The sequence below is a fragment of the Acidithrix sp. C25 genome (assembly GCF_904848545.2).
Genome location: NZ_CAJHCI020000010.1, coordinates 629,628 through 654,525, shown reverse-complemented (window position 1 = coordinate 654,525; position 24,898 = coordinate 629,628). Strand labels below are relative to the sequence as shown.

Here is a 24,898-nt window from a genome sequence, read left to right as displayed (position 1 = left end):
TTCCCGGACTGCCGTTCCTGTTGCGGCCAGACGGAACTGTCGATAGCGACGTGGTGGCGTACTTCACCAGTTCAAGCTTCAAGAGATTGGCTCCGGCATCTCGGTGGTCGTACGCAATGGACCTGAAGGTGTTCTTCTCCTTCCTGGAGCGACAGGGCACGACTTGGCGAGATGCCACGCACGACAGCCTGCTCGACTACGAATACTGGCGTCGGCGTGACGCCGATAACCTTCAGCGAGTGAGTGGCGCCAAGTTTGCCCGCGAACTGGCTGCCTGTGGTCGCTTCTACAAGTGGCAAGTTGACCACGGTGTCATCGAAGCGAGTCCTGTGCTGACGACGACGTATCGTGATCGGCGTGGTGACGTGGCGACAAGAGCGCAGCTCCAGCCGACGAACGTGCGATCCGTGAAGGTCAAGTGGCTTACTCCCCGCGCCTACCGGCGCTGGCGCGATGTCGGGCTTGGTGGTTACAACGGGGATGGCCTGCTGGACAGTTCGTGGCGAGGTCGCAACGACGATCGCAATGTCTCGATGTGCGAGCTGATGTGGTCCAGCGGGCTGCGATTGCGAGAGGCTGGCTCGGTGTTGCTTACCGAGTTACCGACAGCGCAACCCGCAGACCAGTACGTTCGCGGACACGTCGCTGAGGCAGTCGCGAAAGGTAGGGGTCGCGACTTTTGGGTCTCGCGCAGTGCCCTGCGGCGCATTGACGCTTACGTCATGACGACTAGGGCCGCAGCGGTTCGACGTGCTCAGGTCTCTGGGCGCTACGAGGAAATCGCCGAGCGGCGATTAGTTACTCAGATGAACGCTCGTGGAGATCTAACCATGGAAAACCGTCGTGGGCGATCCGAACGCACGAACATCAATGAGCTGGACAGCGAGATCCGCCGATGCCTCTTCCAACAGACTGACGACGGCGTCGAGCCGCTCTCTTTGTGGCTAACGGAGGCCGGAGCTCCGATGCCTTATCTGACCTGGGAGGCGGTGTTCGCTGGCGCGAGCAGTCGATGTGCCACACAGGGCGTCCCAATCACTTGCCATCCGCACATGCTTCGTCACTCCTTCGCCCTCCGCATGTTGGTCACGCTTATTCACAACTTCGACAGGCGTCTTGGATTGAGCGAGCGAGAGCGCCTTGAGTACCGGCACCTATTTGGCGACCCTTGGGTGTTGGTACAGCAATTGCTAGGTCACTCCAACCTCGTGACGACTAAGTCCTACTACTTGGAGCCGGTTCAGGGTCTACAAGTTGACATGTTTCTCAACGCGGACACTGACGATGAATCCGTGCAACAGCTGCTCACCAGAATTTCTGAGACGTCGCCGCTGGTCCAAGACCTTGAAGGTCCCGCATGACGCGTAAGACTTCGGGTCACGCCGCAGCAATGCCGAAGCCGGGGTATAGCCGTCCTTCTCAGCGTGACGCGACTGGCCTCATGGTTACGCATATCACCGAGGACGGGGCGGTCACGAAAGTGTTTGACTTTCGTGAAGTCGATTGCCCGCCGGTTCTCTTACGGTCATTGGTCAGCGGGTTCGCCGTAGCGACGGGAACTGACGGACGTTGGAAGTCGGCATCGTCCGCTGCTGCCGGGGCAGATACTTTGCGTCGGTTTATCCGTGAAATTGCCATGCAGCAGAGACCGCCGACTTCGATCAATGAGGTTGGACCAGAAGTGTGGTGGACCTGGCGTGCTGACGTTGAGACTAAGAGTCGTTGGCCGGCCGCAGTCAATCACATGCGCGTTCTGCTTCTCGACACGCCTGGGCTTCCGGACACCACCCGAAAAGCCCTACGGGGTCGAACGCGTAAACCAAAAACCCGTCTTTACGATGCCTACACGCGAAGTGAGTTCCAACGAATTAAGAGTGCCGCATCGGCCATCGTTCGGACTGGCCAGCAGCGTATTGACGCCAACCTTGCAACGCTCACGACCTACCGCGCCGGAGGGGAGCCGTCCGACTCCCCGACGGTCCGCATACGAGGGGAGCTATGGAGCGCTGGCTCGCTGCTTGACTATCTTGCGCGAACCGGTTGCGTGCCCACCGAACTTACCGCAGCGGGGCAGTTCGCGTTGAGGAGGTTACTCAAGCTCGAGGGCGCATCCATAATCAATGAGGCCCTCTTCCCAAACTCGATGGAAGCTCTATCAATGACGTACCTGCTCGTGTGCGAGCGCGGGTATAACCTTTCAGTAATCAATCAGCTGACAGTCAACCTTGACCGCGCAGATGATCGCAAGGATGAAATGCCTGTGCATGTGTTGCATCTGGACAAGCCACGTCGCGGACCGGCAGCACGATTCAGTGATGAGAGTCTCAGCGGTGAGTCGGGAAGGTTGATTGATCGAGCGATTGCGTTGACAGCGCAGGCTAGGGCCACAATGGCTGAACTGGGATACCCTACAGATTCGCTGCTGTTATTCCGCAGCGGCAATTCATACGGCGGTAGGCAGATATTCCAGACACAGCTGGAAAATCCACATTCGGTACAGAAGCGGTGGCACGCCGTGGCGGGCCTGTTGGCCGACGACGGAACCGCACTTCAAGTCACTCACCAACGACTTCGCTTAACCGAGCAGGTACTCAACACCAAGCCTCGACAGAACTCACAAACTGTCAGCGAGTCGGTGTACCGGCGCTCAGATCCACAGACTCGCCGGGAGGCAACGGCCACCATCATTAGGGGGCAGGCCGAAGCGCTCGAACACGCACGGGTGACCGTCGCGATGCGGTCACTGAGTGACCAGGACATCGCTGAGGCGCAAGTGAATCCATCCGCACTCGCAGATCGTCTCGGCATTTCGGTGGAGAAGGTGCCTCTGCTAATTTCGGGCCTCCTGGACACCGGGACGGGAGCATGCCTCGACTTTCACAGCAGCCCCTTCACCCACGACGACTCCGGAAATTGCACCGCGTCCTTCCTTGCATGTCTTGGCTGCCCCAATGCTGTGGCTACACCAGACCACCTACCGCGCTTAGTCGCCTTGAGCGACGCGCTCGAGCGCATTGCGTCAGCCGTCACTCCAGCCGTGTGGAACGAGGACTTCTCTGGCCACTTCGTACGCCTGACAGCACTGCTCACGGCCAACACCACCGCGGAGCAACGCGACCATGCACGAACACAGCTCAGCGATGCAGATGAGGAGTGCCTCGAACGACTACTAGCCAGGAGGCTTGACGCATGAGTAGATCTGCCGCAGCGAGACACCGTGAACCGCAAATCTTTCAGACGGGTGCGGAAGAAGTCGTCTTCCGTAACGTGCAGGCAGATCCCGATAGCGGTCCGCTATCGCGCTACGGCGACGATGCGTGGCTCTTGCACCCAATGGCACAGAAGCTCACGTCAGATCCTCTCAAGATTGATTTCGCGACCCTGCCTTCGTCGTATCGCGACACGGGTAAGCGACTCGTCTGGACGTTCATCAATGAACGAACTCCAATGGATGCGCTGTCACGCCCTACGGCAATCCGAGATCGCCTAGCCGCTGGCTCAATCCTAACAATCTTTCACGACATTCGCATGTTCCTGAAGTGGTTAGACGCGCGTGCCATCACTGATCTTCGTTCAGTGACGCCAGGCGATTACCGGGCGTACGCAAGCTACGTCGCTGGGCGAAGTGTTACACGCGACGTGAAAGGTCGCCAGCTTTTTAGTGTGACGCGCATCTGGCTGATTGCCCCGTATCTGCCACCCGAGGATCGGATGCTGCGTCCGACATGGGAAGACATTGCAGCGCAAGAAGATCGGATCGACTCCGTCATCGGACCCGCCAACTGGACTGGCGAAAACAAGAGGCTGCCGGTACATCCCCAGTCCATGTCGGCACTTCTGCTCGCTGCTCTTCGTTTCATAGAAGTGTTCCGTGACGATATTCTCGATGCCGTCGCTGATAAGGCGAGGATGCAGAGTCAGATTCCTCTGCACCAAGAGCCCGAGCACGTTAAGAGGGCAAACGCGTATCTCCACCGTCTAAAGGCATCGGGTGGATCGCTGCCCGGAATGCGAGGAACCAATCCAAAACCGCCCAACGACATAAACCTTGCCATTCAGTATCTGGCAGCCACGCTTGGAATCACTAAAGACCAGGCAGCGTCAATGGGCAATCGTGGCCTCGCGATTCGTCTCGGTACTCCGATGCCTACCACCATCACTGGTCTCGTAGATGGCGAACCGTGGTGTAGCGCTATCGACTACTACGAAGTGGAGCAAATGCGTCACATGCTGATGGTTGCGTGTTTCATCGTGGTTGCGTATCTATCGGGCATGCGCGTCGAAGAATGTCGTGCGCTTAGGCGAGGCTCTTGCACCGCCACGCGTCCCGAGCCCGACATGCCACCGCATTTCGAGATTCGCGGGCTTTCATTCAAAGATGCGTTGGACGAGGACGGCAATGCCATCCCCGGTGGAGTCGAGCGTGAAACTCCTTGGATTGTCCTCGAGCCAGTCGCGAAAGCGATCGCCACCGCAGAGGCGATGCACAGCAGCGGTTATGTCTTCACACGTGGGTTGTTCAGAGCTCAGAAGCAAGAAGAACTCGAACCGCCGCTTGCGCAGGCCGCTCGCGATTCCATTCGCAGTTTCGTTGACTGGTGGAATGCCTATTGCCAGACCAACGGCAACACACGTGACGTAATTCCACCAGATCCTGATGGAGCCATAGTCCCTGCTCGTTTTCGGCGCACGCTGGCGTGGTTTATCTACCGAGTACCCGGAGGCCGGATTGCTCTCGGTCTGCAGTACGGGCACTTACGAGGCTATACGAGCGATGCCTACGGATCTCGTGTTGCGAGTGGATTACGCGACGTGTTTCCAATGGAAGAGGCACTGGCGGTGGCGGAAAGTCTTCACGAGGCGGCGAGGCGGCTTGATGCGGGTGAACAAGTCTCGGGACCCGCATCCTCTAGGTACGTAAATGGCGTCCGCATTTTCCAGCAGACATTCGGCGGCTCCTACCTGACGACTCGACAAATGGCGGCGCTTCGTAGAGATCCTCGACTACGTATCTACGACAACCCTTCTCGCGCACTCGCCTGCGTGTACGACCAGACGAAGGCACTCTGTCACCCGGATCGCGACCGTGGCCGAGCGGATGTCACGCGCACTCCGGACATGAGCAGATGTCGCGATAACTGTGGCAACACCGCTCGCACCGATACTCACGCCGAACTTCTGCAAGCGGAGATCGGTAATCTGCGAGAAGAGGCGGAGAACCCGCTCACGCCCGAGCCAATTCGTGTGCGGCTGCTTGCGAGAATCGTCAGACGAGAGAACGAACTTCAAGTACACGCCGAACAACGGAGCGTCTCATGACCCCTGACAAGCGCAAGCCGGCAGCAAAGACCGAGGCCATTTGTCAAAACGATCTTGACCGTTTGCGCATCCGAGATGCGATGGCGCGTTTGATTGATGGAGCACCGCTCTATTCCGACGGGAAACTGACCGTGAAGTCGCTCGCCGAAGAAGTCCAAGTGAAGCGGTGGCTCTTGACCCATAAGCACATTGACCTGCAAGACGAGTTCCGGGCCAAGGTTGCGCAGACCAACCACGTGCCAGCCGTTGTTCAGCAGTACATCGAAGCCAGACAGCAACTGGAGCAGCGGGTCGCTCACCAGGCGGCGGAGCTGCGCCAGGAACGTGAAACCGTAAAACGGCTAGAGCGTGTTGTGCTCGCTTTGACGCTGGAAAATCAACGTCTGCAAGTTGAGGCTTCAGCAACTGCCAACGTCGTGCGGATCAAGCCATGACCTGCGGTCTCCAGATGATAGGGATGAGTGCCACAATGATGGCCTCGCGCACGATGGAGATTGTCGGCGTGCGGCAATTGAGTTATTGGACAATAGGACGGAGGACGGTTCCTGAATGACGTCACCGAATAGATCGGTTCGTGCCGACACTAAGAACATGGTTGAGGGCACAAAGAGTCACTTCCAAAATGAGAGCATAAGAGGGGCAAGTGCACCGAGGGGGAAGTTGATGTCTGCACCAAAATGGTGGTCAGCCACACGAAGCGCTGACTGCGGAAACGATCCCGATGCTGGTTGGGTTTGCGAAACTGATACCAACATTTCCTGGCATGAGTCCGCCAAACTGGTGGAACTGACCGACGACGCCATCCTGGCTCCCCTTGAAGCGCAGTTCGGTCAAGTCCGATCACGCCAGCGCGTTCGTGAGTTGGCAGAGGTATTCACGCATCAGCGCGAGGTAGACGCAATGCTTGACATGATCCCGGATGCGTTCACTGAACTCGACGTGACGTTCTTGGAACCGACCTGCGGTTCCGGTAACTTTCTCATCGAAATCCTGCGGAGAAAGTTGCAGATAGTCAAAAAAGCGGAGTGCGTTTCCCAAGAGCACTATGAACATCGCCTACTGCGAGCGTTGGCGTCGATCTACGGCGTTGACATCTCGATAGACAACGTCACCGAGGCACGAGCTCGTATGGCCCACACGGTGCTAAGCCACTACCAATCGGACGCCAATACTATCGAGCCAACGACTGGTTTCTTGAACGCTGCCGCAGTCATCCTTGGCGACAACATCGTGCTCGGCGACTTAATTAACAACGCCGACGAGATCGAGCTGTGTGAGTGGCGTCCTTTCCCCGCTGGGCGGTTCCAGCGAATTTGGAGCTGCGCCTTGGTCCCCGAGTACTCACGAAACTTGTTCTGGCAGGAGCGAGTGCAAGACGTTGAGCCGATTCACTACAGCGAGCTGGTCGCCGCGGCAACGCCGCCCAAGACCAAGAGTCGAACAAGGACGAAGAAATGAGTAAAACTGACTCAAAGATCACCACCATCGGCGTGGGGACCGTGCGCACTCACCATATCCCCGACATCCTGGACGTCATCGCGGCGCTCTCGTCAGACGCGATACCTACGCCACCGTTGCTAGCTCGCGCTCTGCTCGATCTACTGCCTATCGAGGTATGGAGCAACCCCGACTATCGCTGGCTCGACCCAGCGACGAAGTCAGGCTCGATTCTTCGAGAAGTTGCCCGCCACTTGATGGAGGGTTTGGCTAAGTGGGAACCGGACCCCAAGAAGCGTGCCGAGCACATCCTCAAGAACATGTTGTTTGGCGTGGCCATCACCCAAGTCCACGGCGAGATGACTCGCCGGTCGGTCTACGTGTCGCGCGACGCAACGAGCACCCACTCGGCTGTGCTGTTCTACACCCCCGACGGAAACCTGCCCTTCATTCAAACTGAACATGATTACCCCACGAACAGGGATGGGCGGGCATCGGGGCCGTGTCGCATCTGTGGCGCCCCTGTCCGACTCGAACGTGGGGCTACCCGTGAGAATTATGCATACGCCTTCATCCATGGGGCGTATCCAACCGAGGAGATGAAAGACATGAAGTTCGACGTGATTGTTGGCAACCCTCCGTACCAGGTACAGACTGGCACTACCAGCGCGCAAGCTACGCCGCTCTACCACTACTTCGTCGAGCGCGCCATGGAACTCAACCCCAAGTATCTCGCGATGATCATTCCTTCGCGCTGGTTCACTGGCGGTATGGGCCTTGACACCTTCCGTACTCGAATGATTGCGGACCGTCACTTAGTGAAGGTTGTTGACAACCCTAAACTCTTCGACTGCTTCCCGGGCGTGGAGATCAAAGGCGGAGTCAATTACTTCTTGTGGGATCGCGATCATGATGGAGACTGCGAGTTCTCGACCCGTATTGAGGGCACCATCATCTCGACGGCTCAAAGGGATCTCCGCTTGGGCAAGGGTGTGTTAGTCCGTGACAACAAAGCCATGTCCATCATCAAGAAAGTGGCTCACGGCAAGTCGATTGTGGAGTGGGTCAACTCCGTTGGCGGCTTTGGTCCAACCCTGACAACGAACTTCACCGACGCCGCGTCATCCGAGTTCGAGGGTTCTGTGCCGCTCGTCTTCGGTAGTCACGTCGGCTATGTCCGGCCCGATCAGATCGAGAAGAACGCTGAGTGGGTCACCAAGTGGAAAGTCCTGCTGCCCAAGGCGGGCGATGGGCATGGTCGGGAGGTGTCCTACGTCCTGGGTGAACCCATCGCACTCGCACCAGGGTCGGCGTGCACGTTCACCTATGTGGTTGCTGGCATGTTCGACACGAAGACTGAGGCGAGGAACTATGCCAACTTCCTGGCAACCAAGTTTGTGCGCTTCCTCGTTCTTCAACGCAAGGTAACACAGGACGTTCGCCCGGATGTCTTTTCCTTCGTGCCACAACTCGACATGAAGCAGAATTGGACAGATGAAGCGCTCTACGATCGCTTCGGGCTAACTAAGGCAGAGCGCGAGTACATCGAAAGCACCATCCATCCTCGTGAGGCAATAATGTCCTTGGAATCCTCGATTCCCGCGTCGCACTTGCCGGGTGGATCGAAGTACCGCGCACCCGGCAGGGAGCGCGAGGCTACCGAGGCTCTCGATACGAACGGGGAGGATGAAGAGTGAGTAGCCAGGTTGTCGGTCGCATCTACGTCTACACGGCACCGGGATACGACACCGAGTGGACTCGCACCGTCGGCTCATCGAGCATCGAGGGGCGTGGTCGTCTGAAGGTTGGCTGGACCGGTCGACCCGACCCGCGGGTACGTATCAAAGAGCAGTCGGGGACTATGTACCCCGACGGCGAAGGCATCGTTATCCTGCTAGACGAACCGGCAGTTCGCTCAGACGGTACGAGCTTCACTGACTCGGACATCCACAGGGTCCTCGACAACGCTGGAGTCCAGCGCAACAGCGAGGTTGTCGAAGCCACACTCGATGAAGTCAAGGCCGCCATCTCGGCGGTGCGCTCGGGGCTAGACTACGACCCGCTGCGCACTGAGGACTTCAGGCCACGTCCTGAACAGAAGCAAGCCATCGAGCTCACGAAGACGTACTTTACCCAGCACGCCAATGATCTTCGGCCACCACGCTTCCTTTGGAATGCAAAGATGCGCTTCGGCAAGACGTTCTCGACGTACCAACTGGCGCGTCAAATGGCCTGGCGGCGCGTCCTCGTCCTGACCTACAAGCCAGCGGTACGAAACGCCTGGCAAGACGACCTGCGTAACCATGTGGACTTTGCTGAGTGGGTCTACGCAGACCGCGATCACCCCAGTGACCCGGACATCGATGCCCCCATGGTCTGGTTCGCCTCGTTCCAGGACCTGCTTGGAACTACGACCGATGGCGACGTCAAGGAACACAACGAGTCCATCCACCTCATCGACTGGGACTGCATCGTCCTCGATGAATACCACTTCGGTGCTTGGCAGGGTGCAGCCAAAGAAGTCTGCAGCCCCGCGAGCGCCGCTAGCTCGACGGAGGCCGAACGCAAGGCCGAGCTGCGCGATCTCGATGAAGAGACAGGGCGCGCTGACGAGGTCACTGAGCTCGTTTATGACGGTATTCCTCGTCTGCTCGCCGCCACGCCTGAGTCCACCGGCATCAACCAGGACCTTGACGCTAAGGACATGCGACTATCGAGCTGCAGCTACCTATACCTCTCCGGTACTCCCTTTCGAGCTATCGCTGACGGCGAGTTCAACGAAGAGCAGATCTTCAACTGGACCTATCCGGACGAGCAGCGTGCGAAGCGTGCGTGGGACACAGACCCCGCCAAAGACCCGATCCGCAACCCCTACCGGGAACTCCCAGCAATGGAGATGTTCACGTACTCCCTATCGGAATTGGCGTCGGTTGAGATCGATCAGCGACCAGACGGACTGTTTGACCTCTCTGGGTACTTTGCCGCTAAGAAAGTCGGCTCGGAGTATCACTTCGACGATCCAGATCGCATCAGCGAGTTCTTGAACATGCTCCTCGGACGCCTGACTCAGTCAGCGACAGAGAAGCTGCTCAACAACTTCAAGCCACCCTTTCCTTTCAGTGACGGTCGTTTCACCGAGGCAGTTGAGCACACCGTCTGGTTCATGCCAAGCGTCGCATCAGCACATGCGATGAAGGCTTCACTGCTAGCCCATCCGTTTTTCAAGGACTTCTTGGTCCACGTCGCGGCCGGTGGTACCAAAGTCGGTGCAGCAGCCAAGCCCCCCGTTGACAAGATGCTCGCGGAAGCGGCGAAGCTCGGCAAGCAGACGATCACGCTCTCTGTTGGTCAGTTGATGACGGGCGTGACGGTGCCCCAGTGGGGTGCAATCCTGGTCCTTCGCTCCCTGAAGTCGCCCGAGGCGTACTTCCAGGCGGCCTTCCGGGTGCAGTCCCCGTGGACGTCCAAGCGACCCGATGGAACGCGAGTCGTCAAGAAACAGACTTGCTACGTCTTCGACTTCGACCCCAATCGCGCCTTGAGTCTCATCTATCAGTACGGCACGAAGCTTGCACGCTCGACAACGAAGACGGCGCCGGCTGAGGTCATCGGCGAACTCATTGAGTTCCTGCCCATCTTCGCCTTTGACGGGGGCCGGATGGACCCGGTTGACGTTAACGCAGTCATGGACTGGGGAACAGCGGGGGCTGGTGCGGCCATGCTCGCCAAGCGCTGGGGAAGCCCTCGGCTCATCGACCTCTCCGAAGCGGTGCTCACAAAGCTGCTCGAGGACACTGACCTTCTCGACCGCCTGGAGCAGATGGAAGACTTCCGCAACCTGCGCGAAGACGCGACCAAGATCATCGCGCAGTCCAAGAAGATCAAGTCCGGCAAGAAGCCCAAAGCGTTCGATGGCGACCCCGAAGACCCAGAGGTGACGGCGGCGCGCAAAGCTAAGCGTGAGCAAGTGAAGACCCTCAGGGCTAAGCTGCTCAAGTTCGTTCAGTCGATCCCAGTCTTCATGTACCTTACGGACTTTCGTGAGGAGTCTCTGGTCGACGTGATTGAGTCACTTGACACCCAGCTTTTCGAGCGCGTGACGGGGCTAACCCTGGACGACTTCCACAAGCTCTCAGATGTGGGCGTCTTCAACCCCGATCAGATGGATGAGGCGATTTGGCAGTTCCGTCTCTTCGAAAGAGCGAGCCTGGACTACCTCGGTACCGGCACTGGCGAGGACACGAAGGAGCGCGTGGGCCTATGGGAACGTACTGTTGCGATCGAAGGCGAAACGGTCACTTAGGCAAGATTCACTTCTCAGGAACGTTTTCTCGAGGCGACTCAATCCAACCGATTCGACCCATGTCTGCTCGTCCTTGAAGTGCACAAGCCTGAGGACCCCACTTATCTCTCAGCACCTTCTAGAGCACATCCGTACAGGTATTCGTATTGGTTTGTAACACGTCTGAACTATAGAAGGAACCGCCATACCAAATGTCAGGTGGAGGTGGAGGCACAAACGACACACCTCTTTACAACGTCTTCGTAGAAGAGGCGATAAAACTCAACCCTCAGTTCCTCGCAATGATCATCCCCTCCCGGTGGATGGCCGGTGGCCGTGGGCTTGAGTCTTTCCGCTCTGGGATGCTGAAGGACAGGCATCTTAGGGTACTCGTTGACTACCCCAATGCCGGTGAACTCTTTCCGGGCGTAGAGATCAAGGGAGGAGTCTGCTACTTCATGCGGGATCGAGACAATCCCGGCTTCTGCGACATGACTATTGTTCGCGGTGACGAAATTTATGGTCCAGGAGAGCGTGACCTCAGCGAGTTTGACGTATTAGTGCGCGACAGTCGCGCGGTTGGTATCCTTCACAAGGTCCTCAAAAAGCGCGAAGGAAGTTTCGCGGAGCTTGTATCGGGCGACACACCTTTTGGGATTTCGACGAACTTTACTGGATATCGCCGAGGGGACGTGCAGCCTGGAGATCTCAGACTCTTCTTGAAGGATGGAGCGAGAAATGAGAAGTGGATTGCCAGTGATCTCATTCGAAAGAATACCAGGGCCATCGAGAAGTGGAAGGTGTTCGTGCCGGAAGCCGGATCAGATGGAGGCCAGAGGATCCCGGATATCGTTCTTGGAAAGCCGTTCGTAGGAGGTCCTGGAAGTGTGAGCACACAGACGTTCCTTTTCGTCGGACCTTTTGATACTCAGGCTGAAGCGGACAGCGCTTTTTCCTTTATGCGCACGCGGCTAGTACGCTTCCTGATCTCATTACGCAAGATCAGCCAACACGCAATGAAGTCGGTCTACACCTGGGTACCCCAGCAAACCTGGGACCGTACCTGGACAGACGAAGAACTCTACGCTAAGTACGGTATCACAGAAGACGAGCAGGCCTACATCGAGAGTATGGTCAAGGAGATGCCGTAATAATGCCCGTCTCTCTCGCAGAAAGCGTCCGTCAGCCAAAGATCTACGCCTACACCATTCCGCAGTATGCCGATATAGTTTGGCAGGGAGCCAGACAGGGCAAGGGCCTCCTGAAGGTTGGCTATACCGATCAAGATGCCAACGTCCGTATTCGCCAACAACTCCAAGGCGTCCAGATGCCGGTGGAAGTCGAATTCACGGTGCTGTTGACTGAGTCAGCAATGGACGATCATGGAGACGCCTTCCGGGACCATAGCGTGCACCGTGCTCTTGTTAATGCAGGTGTTCACAGGGTGTCAGGAGAGTGGTTCGAATGTACAACTGATGAGGTGCGCGCTGCGGTCCAATCTGTCAGATCAGCGACTCCACTAAGCAATCTTCGACCCTTAGCAACATTCCCTATGCGACCGGAACAAGAAGAGGCCGTATTGCAGACAGCTACTTACTTCAAAGGTCATAGGGATACGGTCAATCCCCCACATTTCCTGTGGAATGCAAAAATGCGCTTCGGCAAAACATTTACTGCGTATCAGCTAGCCAAACACCTGGGGTGGACAAGAGTCCTGGTGTTGACCTACAAGCCAGCGGTAGAGAAGAACTGGCGAGAAGACTTACTCGGTCATCGAGACTTCCAAGGATGGCGCTTCAGCGGTAAGGACGATGTGCGACCGGATCTCTCCAACCCAAGCCCGCTCGTGTGGTTTGCATCATTCCAAGATGTGCTCGGCAAGAATGCAGACGGCAAGACCAAAGCCAAAAACGAGGTTCTCTACCACGAGCGGTGGGACGCAATAATTATTGATGAGTATCACTTCGGCGCTTGGAGGGAGGCGGCACGGTCCCTCTATCTCAAAGATGGTGACGAAGGCGGAGACGTCTCGGAGCAGAAAGCGCTGGATAATCCAGACCTAGACGAAGACTTCAGCACCAACGTTGAAGAGGAATTAGACGTTCAGGTCGATCACTACCTTTATCTGTCTGGGACACCGTTTAGAGCGTTGACTCAAGGGGAGTTCCTAGAAGATCAAGTCTTCAACTGGACGTACAGTGACGAGCAACGAGCGAAGCAAGATTGGGTGGAGCCTCCATCTAATCCATATGTTGCGTTACCCCGTATGGCCCTTCTAACCTATGAAATGCCTGACAAGCTTCGAGATATAGCCCTAAACAACCAGTCAATGTTTTCCTTCACCGAATTCTTCAGAACAACCAAAGAAACTGGCAGACCTCCGAAGTTCATTCATGAAGACGAAGTGCAGAAGTGGCTTTCGTTATTGATCGGACAAAACATTACGGATTACTGGTCTGCATCATCCACTCGACAACGCCCTCCACTGCCCTATGAGGATGGAAATCTCTTGCAGGCCCTCCAGCACACGGTGTGGTACCTACCGTCCGTTGACGCTTGTACAGCCATGGCAAACCTCTTGGGGGCTACTCACAACACGTTCTTTCGCCAGTATCGAACGGTTGTAGCAGCAGGCAATAGTGCCGGTCTTGGTGAGGAAGCACTTCCCCCCGTTCTGCGAGCAATTGGACCAGTACCACAAGATACTAAGACCATCACGTTGACGTGTGGGAAATTGATGACCGGCGTGACCGTGCCTCCATGGACTGGGATCTTCATGTTGCGAGAACTCAAAAGCCCAGAATCATACTTTCAGGCAGCCTTTCGAGTGCAATCTCCCTGGGTGTCCAGATTTGTTGACACAGTGGCTGGCGGTGAGGACGAAATCGTACTCAAAGAGCAATGCTTCGTGTTCGACTTCGCTCCTAACCGTGCATTACAGCAGGTAGTGGACTACGCCACTCGTTTGAGGGCAGACGATCCGTCGGTTCGAGATGACCAAAAAGCCGTGGATGAGTTCATGGCATTCCTTCCGGTGTTGGCATATGACGGACACTCCATGCGCCAGCTGAACGCAGCGGATGTGATCGATTACCTCACCCACGGGATTAGTGCAAGCATGCTTGCGCGTCGATGGAACTCCCCAGAGCTCATTGAGTTGGATGCCCGTGCTATGGAGGCGCTGCTTGGTAATCCAGATCTTCTCGCTTCACTCGAACAGATGGAGTTGTTCAGGGAGATTAATCTCAAAGCTGATCTTGAGGCAATGATCGCCACAAACAAGGAGCTCCGGCAGAAATCCCTCGCAAAAGAGCCGCTAGATGGTGAGGAGAAAGTAGCAAAGAAAGAGGCAACGAAGAAACGTGACAATATCAAGAAGCGTCTTCAACGGTTCTTGACGCGTATTCCAGCTTTTATGTACCTGACCGATGCTCGTGAGCGGACTGTTCAAGATATCATCCGTCAAATTGAACCGGAACTTTTTGAGAAAGTGACTGGACTCACACTCTCAGATTTTGCAGAGCTGGTGGATCTTCGAGTATTCAGTGACTCGAAGATGAATGATGCAGTATGGAAATTCCGTACCTTTGAAGAGCCGAGTCTTCGTTACGGAGAAAATGTCCTAGCTCCTGAGACTTTAGGAGGATGGACTCTTCGTCGAGATCAGCGCTTTGCGCGTCTCGTAGAGACGGGACTTATCGCTCCGGGTGCACGACTGGTGGGGACAACCGACTCTGGCATCGTTGAAGCCGCCGTTGGCGACGATTTTGGTCTATGGGTCGGGGGAATCCGATATGAATCACCAAATGACGCTGCTGCGGCGGCGACGGGAAGGTTAGACCTCGATGGTTGGACATTTTGGAGAGCGGACGACTACGACGGGAGCTCGCTAGCCGAGGTTTCGAGCCTGCTTGACTGATAAGCTAGCCAGATCTTGGAAGTGTGACCTCACGGTGGTAACTCCTACTCGGGAAGGCGCAGAGTGCCGTGGCTGAACGTGGAAACGTATCCAAGTCAGACCTTCTCCAGAAGGTGGAAGATAGCGGGGACGTTCGACTCCGCTTTGGGGTAGCTCATCAAGATGGGAAAAACTCACTCATCTTGCTGGACGGCGAATTTGGTGCTGAGCTCGATCGGCAAGACGAGCGTACTTGGACGTACGAAGATCTATCTTTTTTCGACCGGCTTCTCCATGGTAGCGAGCTACGGCAGTTTATCGAAGATGGGGCAATTGCTTTAGGCGAGCAGACGGTATATTTCCCGGCGATTGGGGACACAGCGAATTGGACTCGCCACCCAAGTCTTAGCGACTGGGGTCTCGGGAAATTTTCGTGGCCCACCGTAGAGTACAATTTGTCGGTGACTTCTCATGCCCAACCTGGTTCGGGCTTACTTATAGGGAGAGACAGTCCCTCGTTCCAGAGTTATCACGCGGCCATCGCAGCGTTTCTTGGGATTGACCTAATGCCAGGTCGTCAATTTAACCGAAGCGATATTTCCTTACGCCGCCACGATAGGTCGGGACGTATCACGAACGTCGTTTGGTCGCCCACCACTATTGATGTGGTGGTTGAGGGTGATGCTCTTGCGAACTCAGTGATCGAATTGGCATCACCGATACCCGGCGAAGAGCACTCTTTATCCGAACATCCATTTCAGACGTTTCGCTTCGACATCCCGGACACTGGACTACCTTCAGGCTCTTGGCTTGTACTCCGACGCGATGGCGAGTGGCTGGACTACAAGTTCCTCAATTGGCCTTACGCCCTTGGGCCTGACTCAGGCGTCGAAAAGATCGTCGAAGAACAGGACGAAATCCAGTCACTCATAAGTCAAGGGGAGGGATCGACTATTGAGTTCAAGGAGGACGTACCTAGTCAGCCTGGTAAAGAACGCTATGGCGTATGTAAGACAGTAGCGGCTTTCGCTAACGGACTCGGGGGAACCATCCTGCTCGGAGTGAAAGACGATGGAAACATCAAAGGAGTCCCCGACGAACAACAGACACGAGATGCGGTCGACGCCATTACCAATTGGATCAAAGATATAGTGGAGCCTCTCCCGGACTTCGACGTTCGCACGGTAGAGATCATTCACTCGGACGGATCGGGAGAGACGCTCAGTTCGAAGGTGATATCCATTGAAGTCGGACACGGATCTTCATCACCCTATTGCATAAGGACTACCCGACCTGCCAAACGGGAGTACTACGTGCGTCGTGGTGCCACCACTTTTGCTGCAGCACCAGACCAGCTTCGAAATATTGTCTTGGCGAGCCGACCGGCTCAGACTGGTCTAATACAACCTTGAGGGATTCATGGGGATAAGACCCATAAGTGCTGACGGAACGCTTGCTCTTAATCCAAGACAGAAATCTACAAGACTGTCGTACTGCGAAACAAGGGACGCTAATCCACATACCCTCTAGAAGTAATATTTGTATGAAACATGCAGATCATAGAACGAGAGAAGGTGAGCCCCAAATGGGATCTTTTAAAAATTGGCGTGAAGCTGATGAAGAATGGGCGAGAGAGAATGCCGAAGTTCTTCGGGCTACCTTTCTACGTTTCTACCAGACTGGTGAGTGGCCGAACATTAGAGACCTTCGGCGCGAACGCGATATTGCCGGCAAGGCAACTCCTTCCGTTGTCGACATTGCTAGAGGCAAGCCCAGCATCCCTGGTCAGGCGAATTTTGAATCCTCCGCCCCTCAGTCACTCATCATCAACGCGCGGCATTTGCTGACTCTCGGTGTTCCTCAAGCCCAATTGCTCCTTGACGCCCTTGTAGTCTCATCCGTGGCTGCCGTGGAAGCGTACAAGGATTCCGCCAGAGAGTTCCCGCTAGCAATAACTGACCAAGAGGTAGCCATTAGATGGAATCTTGATCCTCATGCCTTGGGGTTAGTTCCACGATTCGTCTCGTCAGATTATCCAACCCCTTTTAGTGGATTCAGTTGGTCTGAGAACACTTGGTCAATGGGTGTATCTGAGAACTTTGTGATGAACTTCCAAGGGGCAACGACCTATCAAACCTACGTTGATCGTCAACTATCGGTCATCGAGGGATGGTGTGCTGAAGTCGACAAGAAGGACATAAATCTCCAGACCGCCAGAAACCTAAGGGTCTTTCTAGCAATGCCGTTTACTCAGCCGTGGTCGAATGCTACACATGAGATGGTCCGCGAAAGTATTCGTCAGGCAGGCCTGCCTATCGATCTAGTCCGTCTCGACGAAGTCCATTCACCTGGCAGAATCACTGAGCAGCTCGTCAAAGAACTTCAGCTTGCTGACTTTCTGATAGTCGATATCACTGGTGTAAACGCCAACGTTATATGGGAACTCGGCTTCGCCGAAGGACTAAAAAAGCATTCAGTGGTGATACGAAGACGCGACGATAACACCGACGTCCCCTTTGATATTTACGATCATCGTCAAGTGCGGTACGACGACCCCGTTACCACTCAACAGATAAAAGAGCTAAACGGGCACTTGTCTCATGTCGTCGCAACCCTCATGTAGCAAGAAGTCAGCAAGCTGGAACATGACTGCACAAATAGCTTTTCATGGTGTCGGGGAATTGACTGAAAGGTCGAAATGAGGGGTATGAATGGTCACGACAACTGCCAAGCTCGGCTCGTTTCATTCGAACCAGTACCATTTCTCTGGTCGTGATGGTTCGGCGGAGGTAGACCGACGAGCAAATATTGACGGCTTCATCCTTGGAGCCTAAAAGTGCTTGAATCTATGTTTGTCCTCTCATTCCACACTCGCAAGTGTAAATGTATAAATGAGAGATGCAAAGATTTCCACACGATAATCCGCTTACCCCTTTATCCTAAATGGTGCAAAGACCTTTATCTCCAATGGTCAAAATGCTGATTTGATAGTCGTGGCTGTACGTACGTCGCCGGATCCACATAGAGGGCTTTCGCTTTTGGTCGTTGAATCAGCCACGCCGGGTTTTTTTCGCGGTAGGAATTTGGACAAGATAGGACTTCATTCCCAAGATACCAGCGAGCTCTCTTTTGTGGATGCACGAGTGCCCGCTAAGAATTTACTCGGAGAGGTCAATAGGGGATTTTATTATTTGGTGCGGAATCTGCCACAAGAGCGGCTTTCTCTCGCCCTTGGAGCCGTGGGAGCAGCCGAAGGCGTTTTTGATTTGACGCTCGCTTATACCAAGGAACGTTTTGCATTTGGACAAGCCATAGGCAGCTTTCAGAGTTCGAAGTTTACGTTAGCTGAGCTTGCCACTGATATTGACGTTGGTAGGACCTATGTTGAAGATTGTTTATTTAGCCATTTGAGGGGCGCGCTGTCCCCAGGTAGAGCAGCCAAGGTGAAGCTTTGGACTACTGAGATGCAACTGCGAGTCGTCGATCGAGCGGTTCAGTTGTTTGGTGGATATGGTTATATGCGTGAATTTCCAGTAGCCCGAGCATATGTAGATGCCCGAGTTCAGACAATCTACGGCGGTACTTCTGAGATTATGAAAGAGATCATTGCTAAAGATCTCGGACTTTGAGACTGGTTCGCCATGGCATTACTCACCCATGTTCAAAAATGCCCTTTAAGTCGCGAGCAAGAATTAGGTTGCAATTCATGGGCAACAGCATTTTTTCGCATTTTAACGCAGTTGGGTGCAAAATGCGGATATCAAGGGAGATCTATGGCAATCTAAATGATTGATGCTGTAACTTGGTGTTGATCGAGATATTTTTTCGTGGCCGGCCTATGTCGTGGCCGGCCTATGGCCACTTGGAGTTGGAATTGACATTTCCAACACCAAGTGGCCATGCGGCTAGATTGCATCCCCTGAATCTGGGTCAAAGAAGTGGAGTTTTTCTATATTGACGGTAAGGTCGATATAGCTTCCCGCAGTAACGTCCAAGTCGGGTGAAAGCCGAGCGACTCCTCGAGCGTATTTATTGCCCGGGTTGTCGAGTTGAATTTCATCTAATTTATCTTCTTCTGGGGTCTCGCCCTCCACCTTGACGGATGTCGCCTCTATCTGAAAGTGGGCGAGTATCTCCGAGCCGAGAACTTCAGATATGTCAACTTTGACCCGAAGGCGGTTGGTTGCTTCTTGACTACTCGAATTCAGCGCGAGATCCTCCGGGCGGATTCCAACTATTACTTTACGATCGCGGTACTCCGTCAACGTGGAATGTTTCTTCAAAAGGCCAGGAGAAAGTGCTAGCTTCTGTGATCCAATCGTCAGGTTTGTTAGGTCTCCTGCGATAGTTGCGTGGTAGAGGTTCATGGATGGTGAGCCGATAAAAGCAGCTACAAATAAGTTTTTTGGAGAGTTGTATAGGGCAGAAGGCGTATCAATCTGCTGGAGGATGCCGCCGTTCATAACAGCAACCCTGTCGCCCATTGTCATTGCTTCCACCTGGTCGTGGGTTACATAGATAGTAGCAGTACCAAGGGCACGTTGTATTCTAGAGACCTCTGCTCTCATCTGAACCCGCAATTTTGCATCCAGATTCGATAGGGGCTCATCCATTAGGAAGACTGCAGGATCTCTGACAAGGGCTCGTCCCATTGCAACTCTTTGGCGTTGACCCCCTGAGAGTTGAGCGGGCTTTCGATCTAGATACTCTGTCAGACTCAACTTGGCGGCTGCTTCTTTGACTTTCGCCTCTATCTGGTCCTTGGAGAGCTTTTGAAGTTTGAGCGCAAAGCCGATGTTTTCGGCTACGGTCATATGGGGATATAGCGCGTAGTTCTGAAAGACCATCGCAATGTTGCGCTCTTTGGGTGATGTTTCGTTGACTCGCTTGCCACCTACCCTTAATTCGCCCGAAGTTATCGTCTCAAGTCCTGCGACCATTCGTAGTGCTGTGGTCTTACCGCAGCCAGAGGGTCCAACAAGAATTAGAAATTCACCATCAGACACCTCGAGATTGAGCTCGCGGACGGCAACATATCCGTTTGCGTACGTTTTTGAGAGCCGATCGAGAGTTACGTTGGCCAAGGCCTTCCCCTTCCATGTGCATGGTTAGATATCTTTACATAGGTTTAAGGCGCTTGAAATGAAGTAGGGCTGCGTGGAAAATATGGATCCAGCCATCTCATCCTTTAAATTTATCACATTTTGAGCGTGCATGGGCGAAGTTTTGGAAATTTTTTACGTTATATGGGTGGCTCATCTTCAAGGCGACTGAAAGCCCCCAAGAACAATCTCTTAAAGTTGATACGTTAATGTGGTCGAGATGGTCGAGTGTCTAGTGTTACAAAGCTCTAGGAGACAATTGCAAAAGTAGATCTTTAGCTGTTTTGGATTTAAAGCTCCGCACTTAATGCTAAATAAGGCATAGCAACCCCACTCCGAGTCAAAAATACCTCCCGAAAGAGTTGATTTCCGAATCGTGCGATTTTCTCCTAGGGGAGTCATTCTGGCCAAGATCAGCCTTTTTTAGGAGATTGGCCAGAATGATTGAGGCGAGAAGATAGACCATAAGCTGGCGACATTGTTTCATGGCGTTTGAATCGCTAGTTAAAGCTGGGCTATTCAAGTCAAATGCCCTTCGAAGGTCCTCTTCGAAGTTGAGCGGCCAACTTTCGGCGGGTTCACGAACAGCGCAATAGGGTTAGATCAAAGGGAGCTTCAATTGCGTGCCTGGGTGATTTTTTCGAAGTTGCATTCGCCTCTTGGGTCGAAAATTAAGGTAAGGCGAAAATGGAATCAAAATCGTTTATTTTGCCATCGGCAATACTCTTTTAGTGACGGTTTTCGAAGTTCCAAAGATCTAAGATCATCTCCTCTAGGTCGGGCTTAGTGGGAACCCATCCGAGCTCTTGTCTTATTTTTTTGCTTGAGGCGACAAGGCTCGGTGCATCGCCCTGGCGACGAGGTGCAAACTCAACCTTTGGAGTCTTTCCTGTCACATTTTTTATTGCATCGATGACCTCGAGATTGGAGAATCCATCACCATTGCCTAGGTTGAAGATGTTATGGTTCGAGCTTTTCATCTTCTCTAGTGCCAGTTTGGCGGCAAGTGCCAAGTCGACGACGTGAATGTAGTCCCTAATGCAGGTGCCGTCTGGGGTTGGATAGTCCGACCCAAAGATTTTGATAACCCTTCCTTCGACTATTGATTTAAGGGCCGTTGGTATCAGGTGGGTCTCTGGGTTATGCCTCTCACCGGCACCACGATAAGCACCAGTTACATTAAAGAAACGCAAGCTAGCTGCATTTAATCCGTGAGCTTGGGCCTCGGAGGCGATAGCCATGTCCATAGTAAGTTTTGTCATACCGTAGGTGTTGAGCGGATTGGGAGGGGTATCCTCGGTGATTGGGCTCTGGCCTGCCCTGCCATATACCGCAGCTGTGGATGCAAAGACTAATTTTGGAATCTCTAATTTTCGCATTCCATCTAGTAACTTGATTGTTCCGATCACATTGTTGTGCCAATAGAGTTCGGGATTAGAGACCGACTCTTCAACCCTAGAGTGAGCAGCCATGTGAACTACGGCGTCGAATTGGTTGGTTTCGGTAAAATATTTAGGCAAATCGGATATTTCACCCTGTACAAAGATAGCACCTTGAGGCACTGCATCTAAATAACCACGTGATAGGTTGTCTAAGACAGTGACAGTGTCACCTTGGTCAAGGAAGTAGCGAGCCATTACGCTTCCGATATAACCGGCTCCGCCAGTAACCAGAATTTTCATCTTTTAGTACCTCGTTTTGAATTAGCTTGGCCCGATGTGCCAATTGGAATTGTTTCGACGCCCATAATTTATTGATCTAGAGGTTGAATTATGGGTGTTACTGGTGCTTGAGACTGGCACTTGGGCGCTAAGGATATCTTCGCGTGGGCAATGCTAGCCAGCAACGCTTATCTTAGGAGTTTTTGAAAGGTTGGATAGTAGATTTCCGCTCCTCAATAGGCAAGCCGAAACAGCTAAGCACCAGCTCTTGATTGATCTTGGGAGCTCAATTAGGAGCTGGTGCTTGTCGACTGTCATGAGGCTGGTTTGAATCTTTGGCCCGAGGCATTTCGGACGTTTACTCATAAGTAACGAAGAACTCCTTTTAGGCTCAGCTCTTTATGAGATTGGGTTCAATGCCCCATGTGAAACTCTTGGTCTCTTCTGGTTCAAGTTTTATCAAATCTACGCCGGAGTTAAAGGCATCCGGTGGTGCGCTCATTGGTTCAATCGCTATTGAGTGGCGGCGTCTCTTTGCATCAGGCAGGGTGTCGCCACTGTAGAGTTGCAGATATTGGTAGGACTCGTCCATCCAAAGTGTTGTCTTGGAGTCAGTATCGTTTGAAAGAGTAATCCTTGCTAACCCATCTTTGTCGCGATCAATATCGCTAAAGGTGTGGTCCAAGGCCACCGATGCGATCTTTTTATTTTTCCTGAAGTCATAGATGGTATCTTCCACCTCTTTCTTTGCGATTGGGATCGCCTGATCGTCCTTTTCAAAGTAGGAGTGTGCAGGGCTTTGTAGCTTCAATTGGTCGATTTTTTCACCAAATAATGATATATATGGATGTGCTCCGGTGGCTAGTGGCGCCGGGGTGTCGCCTATATTTTTGATTGTCGTTTCTACTCTAAGTCCAGCTTCTCCTATGTCGTATCTGATTTGACATAGCAGCATGAATGGCCACGATGTCGTTGGAGGCAGGAATAACTCGTATGTAACCGATTCTTGGGTTGAACGAACTAATTCGAAGTTTTGCCAACGGGTGAGGCCGTGGATCGCATTGTTATTTCGTGCCTCACTCAAGTCGAGCTGGTAGGCTTTGCCGGCCCAATGATAGCGCGCCCCACGGATCCGATTTGGCCATGGGATCATGGTTTGGCCTCGTGTACTGTCTGCTATCGAGTTTTCTTCGAAGCCCTCGACTACCTCAGTCTCATCTTTTGTATATCTTCTAAGGCCACCTCCGACCGAAGTGGTTGTGACCTTTTGATCACCGAATGATATCGTGGCTTGATTGCCTGATGGTGGACGCATTTTAGTCATGGTGTTCCTTGTCTTTTTAGCCAGGGCGATCGCACTCAATTAGCATAATTTGTTAGTCTCAAAGCTATTTCAAAGATTCAATTCTCGCATGTGAAGTGCTGGGGCGAAATATTGGTGCTTATTGGACTTGTTGTGAAATATATTGAACTGAAGCAACTCGAGGAGATGGAACCGCTGGAGCCGTCTCTGCTGGAGTAATCAACTCGCGCACCTTGGCGATAGCCCATTCGTCCAATGACGATATTGGGTCAGAAAAGGTGCGTAATCCGTTGGTGGAGGCGACGGCATCAGCTATCAATTCTCGATTTTCGATTGAGGGCCGCAAAAGAAGGCAGTCCGGGTCGTTTACCCAGAATCTACCATGTAGTGCTCGGCGAGCCCGGCTGTTGAGAATCGCCGCGCGAGATCCGGGTTGGCTTAGGTCTTGTTCGGGTGGGTCCCATAGCGGAGAGATATCGGGCGAGATCCTCATGGCGTCTACCAACCCGACGCTCGAGAGTATTGGTGCGCCACAACCGACTATGGTGGCTTCATCACCGACACATTCCCTTATGGAAGCCATTGCTTGACGATATGCAACTTCACTAGGGATATCTCGATTGCGGTTACCTTCCATAGCGCCGGCATAGAGGAAGTCAAGTTTAAAGTAGGTGACACCTAACTCCTTTAACATCGTGAAGGTCTCTAGAAGGTAGTCCATCGCGCCGTTTGCAGTCGTATCGAGGGCTAATAGCGGCTGGTTCCAGTTGAAGCCTGCATCAGCGCCCCCTAGAATCCAACTCGGGTTTTTTTCGGCCAACTGGGAGTTGGCCCCGACCAAAAATGGCGCGAGCCAAATGCCGGATTCTTTGCCGGCCTCCTTGATCGTGGCTATAGTGCTTTTTAGATCGCCAAAGCGTTTTGATATGGTCCAGTCACCTATTGCTTCTTGCCACCCATCGTCGATTTGAATTGTGGTTATGGGTAGTTGTGCCCTGGTGATGTCGCCTAGCGCTCCGACGATGTCGTTTTGTGTGACGTTGAACCAGTAGCAATACCATGAACACCATGCAGGTGCAATTGCCTTTAGCAGTTGGAGTTCCATCTTTGAAAGAATCAATTCAGCCCACCCACTAAGGGCATCTTCGATCGTTACGGCGCTTGGCCAACTTCGAGCCTCAATTGGTAGATTGGATGAAATGACCAGGTGTTTATTACCTTTGGGCGTTGCTAAGATGTGGGGGATTTGACCCTGTATGTCTGCCACGCCGAAGCTAACGATCGGCCTTCCATCTCCTGGGTTGACGATAAGCACCCCGTCGCTTTGAAAGCAATTTAAGGGGTCAACGAATTCAGGGCGATATGCCATCGCTTGCCATATTTTTTTGAGCGGTCGCGGTGATGTTGACTTGAAAGAATATGACCCCGATGGACTCCAGGATTGCCAACCGAGTTCGTAGACTAAGGCACGATCGGGGTCGATCTCGATCTCGGCAATCTCGTCAAAGTGCAAAGAAACCATGTTATCTAGAACTCCCTGTGCTGCTTGGTCGCTTAGTGAAATATAACAGTTGCACCACTTATCATGGTAGTTTTTGTTAGATTTTAAGAATCTTACACGCTGGTCAACTTTTGCTGTGTATCAGCTGATTGTTAGAATGAACATCAGGCATTTTACAATAAAAAATATCGAAAAAAGACTACATATGTATTTCTATTGTGGGGTATCTCGATTCTATGGCGACTATTGACTAGGGGGGCGTGGGGATATATCGCTATTTGCGTTGGTTTCTTGAGATCTTTTAGGCAGCGATAAGAAAATATTTTAAATTTTTTGCTGCTCAATGGCAATAATTTTGCGATAAATGAGATTTTTTGTTAACTTGATGTTGCATT

General features: G+C 53.3%; 17 protein-coding genes and 2 pseudogenes. 14 read left to right on the top strand and 5 right to left on the bottom strand.

Annotated elements, in window-relative coordinates; translation table 11 throughout:
- Positions 1-116: 116 nt before the first annotated feature.
- A pseudogene (locus ACIDITHRIX25_RS78510) lies at positions 117-245 on the top strand (hypothetical protein); the annotation flags it as partial.
- A 321-nt stretch (positions 246-566) separates the two neighbouring features.
- Complete coding sequence (locus ACIDITHRIX25_RS78505; RefSeq protein WP_249685736.1) at positions 567-1,361, top strand: site-specific integrase; 795 nt, start codon at positions 567-569, stop codon at positions 1,359-1,361.
- A gap of 58 nt (positions 1,362-1,419) precedes the next feature.
- On the opposite strand, the gene ACIDITHRIX25_RS78500 is transcribed toward ACIDITHRIX25_RS78505, so the two are convergent.
- A complete protein-coding gene (locus ACIDITHRIX25_RS78500; protein ID WP_201733242.1) occupies positions 1,420-1,740 on the bottom strand; it encodes a hypothetical protein in 321 nt (106 codons plus the stop codon).
- Between the two features lie 304 nt (positions 1,741-2,044).
- Between ACIDITHRIX25_RS78500 and ACIDITHRIX25_RS78495 the strand changes: the two genes are divergently transcribed.
- The 12 genes and pseudogenes from ACIDITHRIX25_RS78495 to ACIDITHRIX25_RS78440 form a co-directional block, all read left to right on the top strand.
- Entirely contained in the window at positions 2,045-3,193 is a 1,149-nt protein-coding gene (locus ACIDITHRIX25_RS78495) for a hypothetical protein (RefSeq protein WP_201733241.1), read from the top strand.
- Complete coding sequence (locus tag ACIDITHRIX25_RS78490; RefSeq protein ID WP_201733240.1) at positions 3,190-5,319, top strand: hypothetical protein; 2,130 nt, start codon at positions 3,190-3,192, stop codon at positions 5,317-5,319. The genes ACIDITHRIX25_RS78495 and ACIDITHRIX25_RS78490 overlap by 4 nt, the downstream gene beginning before the upstream one ends.
- A complete protein-coding gene (locus tag ACIDITHRIX25_RS78485; RefSeq protein ID WP_201733239.1) occupies positions 5,316-5,753 on the top strand; it encodes an MBL fold metallo-hydrolase in 438 nt (145 codons plus the stop codon). Before ACIDITHRIX25_RS78490 ends, ACIDITHRIX25_RS78485 begins: the two co-directional genes overlap by 4 nt.
- Positions 5,754-5,868: 115 nt before the next feature.
- Positions 5,869-6,777, top strand: a complete 909-nt coding sequence (locus ACIDITHRIX25_RS78480; protein ID WP_201733238.1) for a hypothetical protein — start codon at positions 5,869-5,871, stop codon at positions 6,775-6,777.
- Positions 6,774-8,453 carry an Eco57I restriction-modification methylase domain-containing protein gene (locus ACIDITHRIX25_RS78475; RefSeq protein WP_201733237.1) on the top strand — a complete coding sequence of 560 codons (1,680 nt, stop codon included), beginning with the start codon at positions 6,774-6,776 and terminating at the stop codon, positions 8,451-8,453. The genes ACIDITHRIX25_RS78480 and ACIDITHRIX25_RS78475 overlap by 4 nt, the downstream gene beginning before the upstream one ends.
- Positions 8,450-11,059, top strand: a complete 2,610-nt coding sequence (locus ACIDITHRIX25_RS78470; protein ID WP_201733236.1) for a hypothetical protein — start codon at positions 8,450-8,452, stop codon at positions 11,057-11,059. The genes ACIDITHRIX25_RS78475 and ACIDITHRIX25_RS78470 overlap by 4 nt, the downstream gene beginning before the upstream one ends.
- 191 nt (positions 11,060-11,250) lie before the next feature.
- Entirely contained in the window at positions 11,251-12,189 is a 939-nt protein-coding gene (locus tag ACIDITHRIX25_RS78465; protein ID WP_201733235.1) for an Eco57I restriction-modification methylase domain-containing protein, read from the top strand.
- 2 nt (positions 12,190-12,191) lie between these two features.
- Entirely contained in the window at positions 12,192-14,957 is a 2,766-nt protein-coding gene (locus tag ACIDITHRIX25_RS78460; protein ID WP_201733234.1) for a GIY-YIG nuclease family protein, read from the top strand.
- A gap of 68 nt (positions 14,958-15,025) precedes the next feature.
- Positions 15,026-16,348 (top strand): AlbA family DNA-binding domain-containing protein, encoded by a 1,323-nt coding sequence (locus ACIDITHRIX25_RS78455; protein WP_201733233.1) that lies wholly within the window; start codon positions 15,026-15,028, stop codon positions 16,346-16,348.
- Between the two features lie 173 nt (positions 16,349-16,521).
- Entirely contained in the window at positions 16,522-17,559 is a 1,038-nt protein-coding gene (locus tag ACIDITHRIX25_RS78450; protein ID WP_201733232.1) for a hypothetical protein, read from the top strand.
- Positions 17,560-17,647: 88 nt separating this feature from the next.
- Positions 17,648-17,770 (top strand): hypothetical protein, encoded by a 123-nt coding sequence (locus ACIDITHRIX25_RS78445; RefSeq protein ID WP_283770429.1) that lies wholly within the window; start codon positions 17,648-17,650, stop codon positions 17,768-17,770.
- Positions 17,771-17,869: 99 nt separating this feature from the next.
- Positions 17,870-18,565: pseudogene (locus ACIDITHRIX25_RS78440) on the top strand (acyl-CoA dehydrogenase family protein); the annotation flags it as partial.
- Between the two features lie 276 nt (positions 18,566-18,841).
- On the opposite strand, the gene ACIDITHRIX25_RS78435 reads toward ACIDITHRIX25_RS78440, so the two are convergent.
- The 4 genes from ACIDITHRIX25_RS78435 to ACIDITHRIX25_RS78420 form a co-directional block, all read right to left on the bottom strand.
- The gene (locus ACIDITHRIX25_RS78435; protein ID WP_052604163.1) at positions 18,842-20,020 is read right to left on the bottom strand and encodes an ABC transporter ATP-binding protein; all 1,179 of its coding nucleotides are present in this window, start codon (positions 20,018-20,020) and stop codon (positions 18,842-18,844) included.
- A 746-nt stretch (positions 20,021-20,766) separates the two neighbouring features.
- Positions 20,767-21,720: a UDP-glucose 4-epimerase GalE gene (gene galE, locus ACIDITHRIX25_RS78430; protein WP_201733230.1), complete on the bottom strand. Its 954-nt coding sequence runs from the start codon at positions 21,718-21,720 to the stop codon at positions 20,767-20,769.
- A gap of 370 nt (positions 21,721-22,090) precedes the next feature.
- Positions 22,091-23,023: an aldose 1-epimerase family protein gene (locus ACIDITHRIX25_RS78425; protein WP_082058392.1), complete on the bottom strand. Its 933-nt coding sequence runs from the start codon at positions 23,021-23,023 to the stop codon at positions 22,091-22,093.
- Between the two features lie 118 nt (positions 23,024-23,141).
- Complete coding sequence (locus ACIDITHRIX25_RS78420; protein ID WP_201733229.1) at positions 23,142-24,524, bottom strand: glycoside hydrolase family 36 protein; 1,383 nt, start codon at positions 24,522-24,524, stop codon at positions 23,142-23,144.
- Positions 24,525-24,898 lie beyond the last annotated feature (374 nt).

What these genes read in the sequence shown, in the direction of transcription:
- ACIDITHRIX25_RS78450 (WP_201733232.1), top strand. Translation starts at nt 16,522, where the DNA reads ATGGGATCTTTTAAAAATTGGCGTGAAGCTGATGAAGAATGGGCGAGA.
- ACIDITHRIX25_RS78480 (WP_201733238.1), top strand. Translation starts at nt 5,869, where the DNA reads ATGACGTCACCGAATAGATCGGTTCGTGCCGACACTAAGAACATGGTT.
- ACIDITHRIX25_RS78420 (WP_201733229.1), bottom strand. Translation starts at nt 24,524, where the DNA reads ATGGTTTCTTTGCACTTTGACGAGATTGCCGAGATCGAGATCGACCCC.
- galE (WP_201733230.1), bottom strand. Translation starts at nt 21,720, where the DNA reads ATGAAAATTCTGGTTACTGGCGGAGCCGGTTATATCGGAAGCGTAATG.
- ACIDITHRIX25_RS78475 (WP_201733237.1), top strand. Translation starts at nt 6,774, where the DNA reads ATGAGTAAAACTGACTCAAAGATCACCACCATCGGCGTGGGGACCGTG.
- ACIDITHRIX25_RS78425 (WP_082058392.1), bottom strand. Translation starts at nt 23,023, where the DNA reads ATGACTAAAATGCGTCCACCATCAGGCAATCAAGCCACGATATCATTC.
- ACIDITHRIX25_RS78490 (WP_201733240.1), top strand. Translation starts at nt 3,190, where the DNA reads ATGAGTAGATCTGCCGCAGCGAGACACCGTGAACCGCAAATCTTTCAG.
- ACIDITHRIX25_RS78460 (WP_201733234.1), top strand. Translation starts at nt 12,192, where the DNA reads ATGCCCGTCTCTCTCGCAGAAAGCGTCCGTCAGCCAAAGATCTACGCC.
- ACIDITHRIX25_RS78485 (WP_201733239.1), top strand. Translation starts at nt 5,316, where the DNA reads ATGACCCCTGACAAGCGCAAGCCGGCAGCAAAGACCGAGGCCATTTGT.
- ACIDITHRIX25_RS78445 (WP_283770429.1), top strand. Translation starts at nt 17,648, where the DNA reads ATGGTCACGACAACTGCCAAGCTCGGCTCGTTTCATTCGAACCAGTAC.
- ACIDITHRIX25_RS78465 (WP_201733235.1), top strand. Translation starts at nt 11,251, where the DNA reads ATGTCAGGTGGAGGTGGAGGCACAAACGACACACCTCTTTACAACGTC.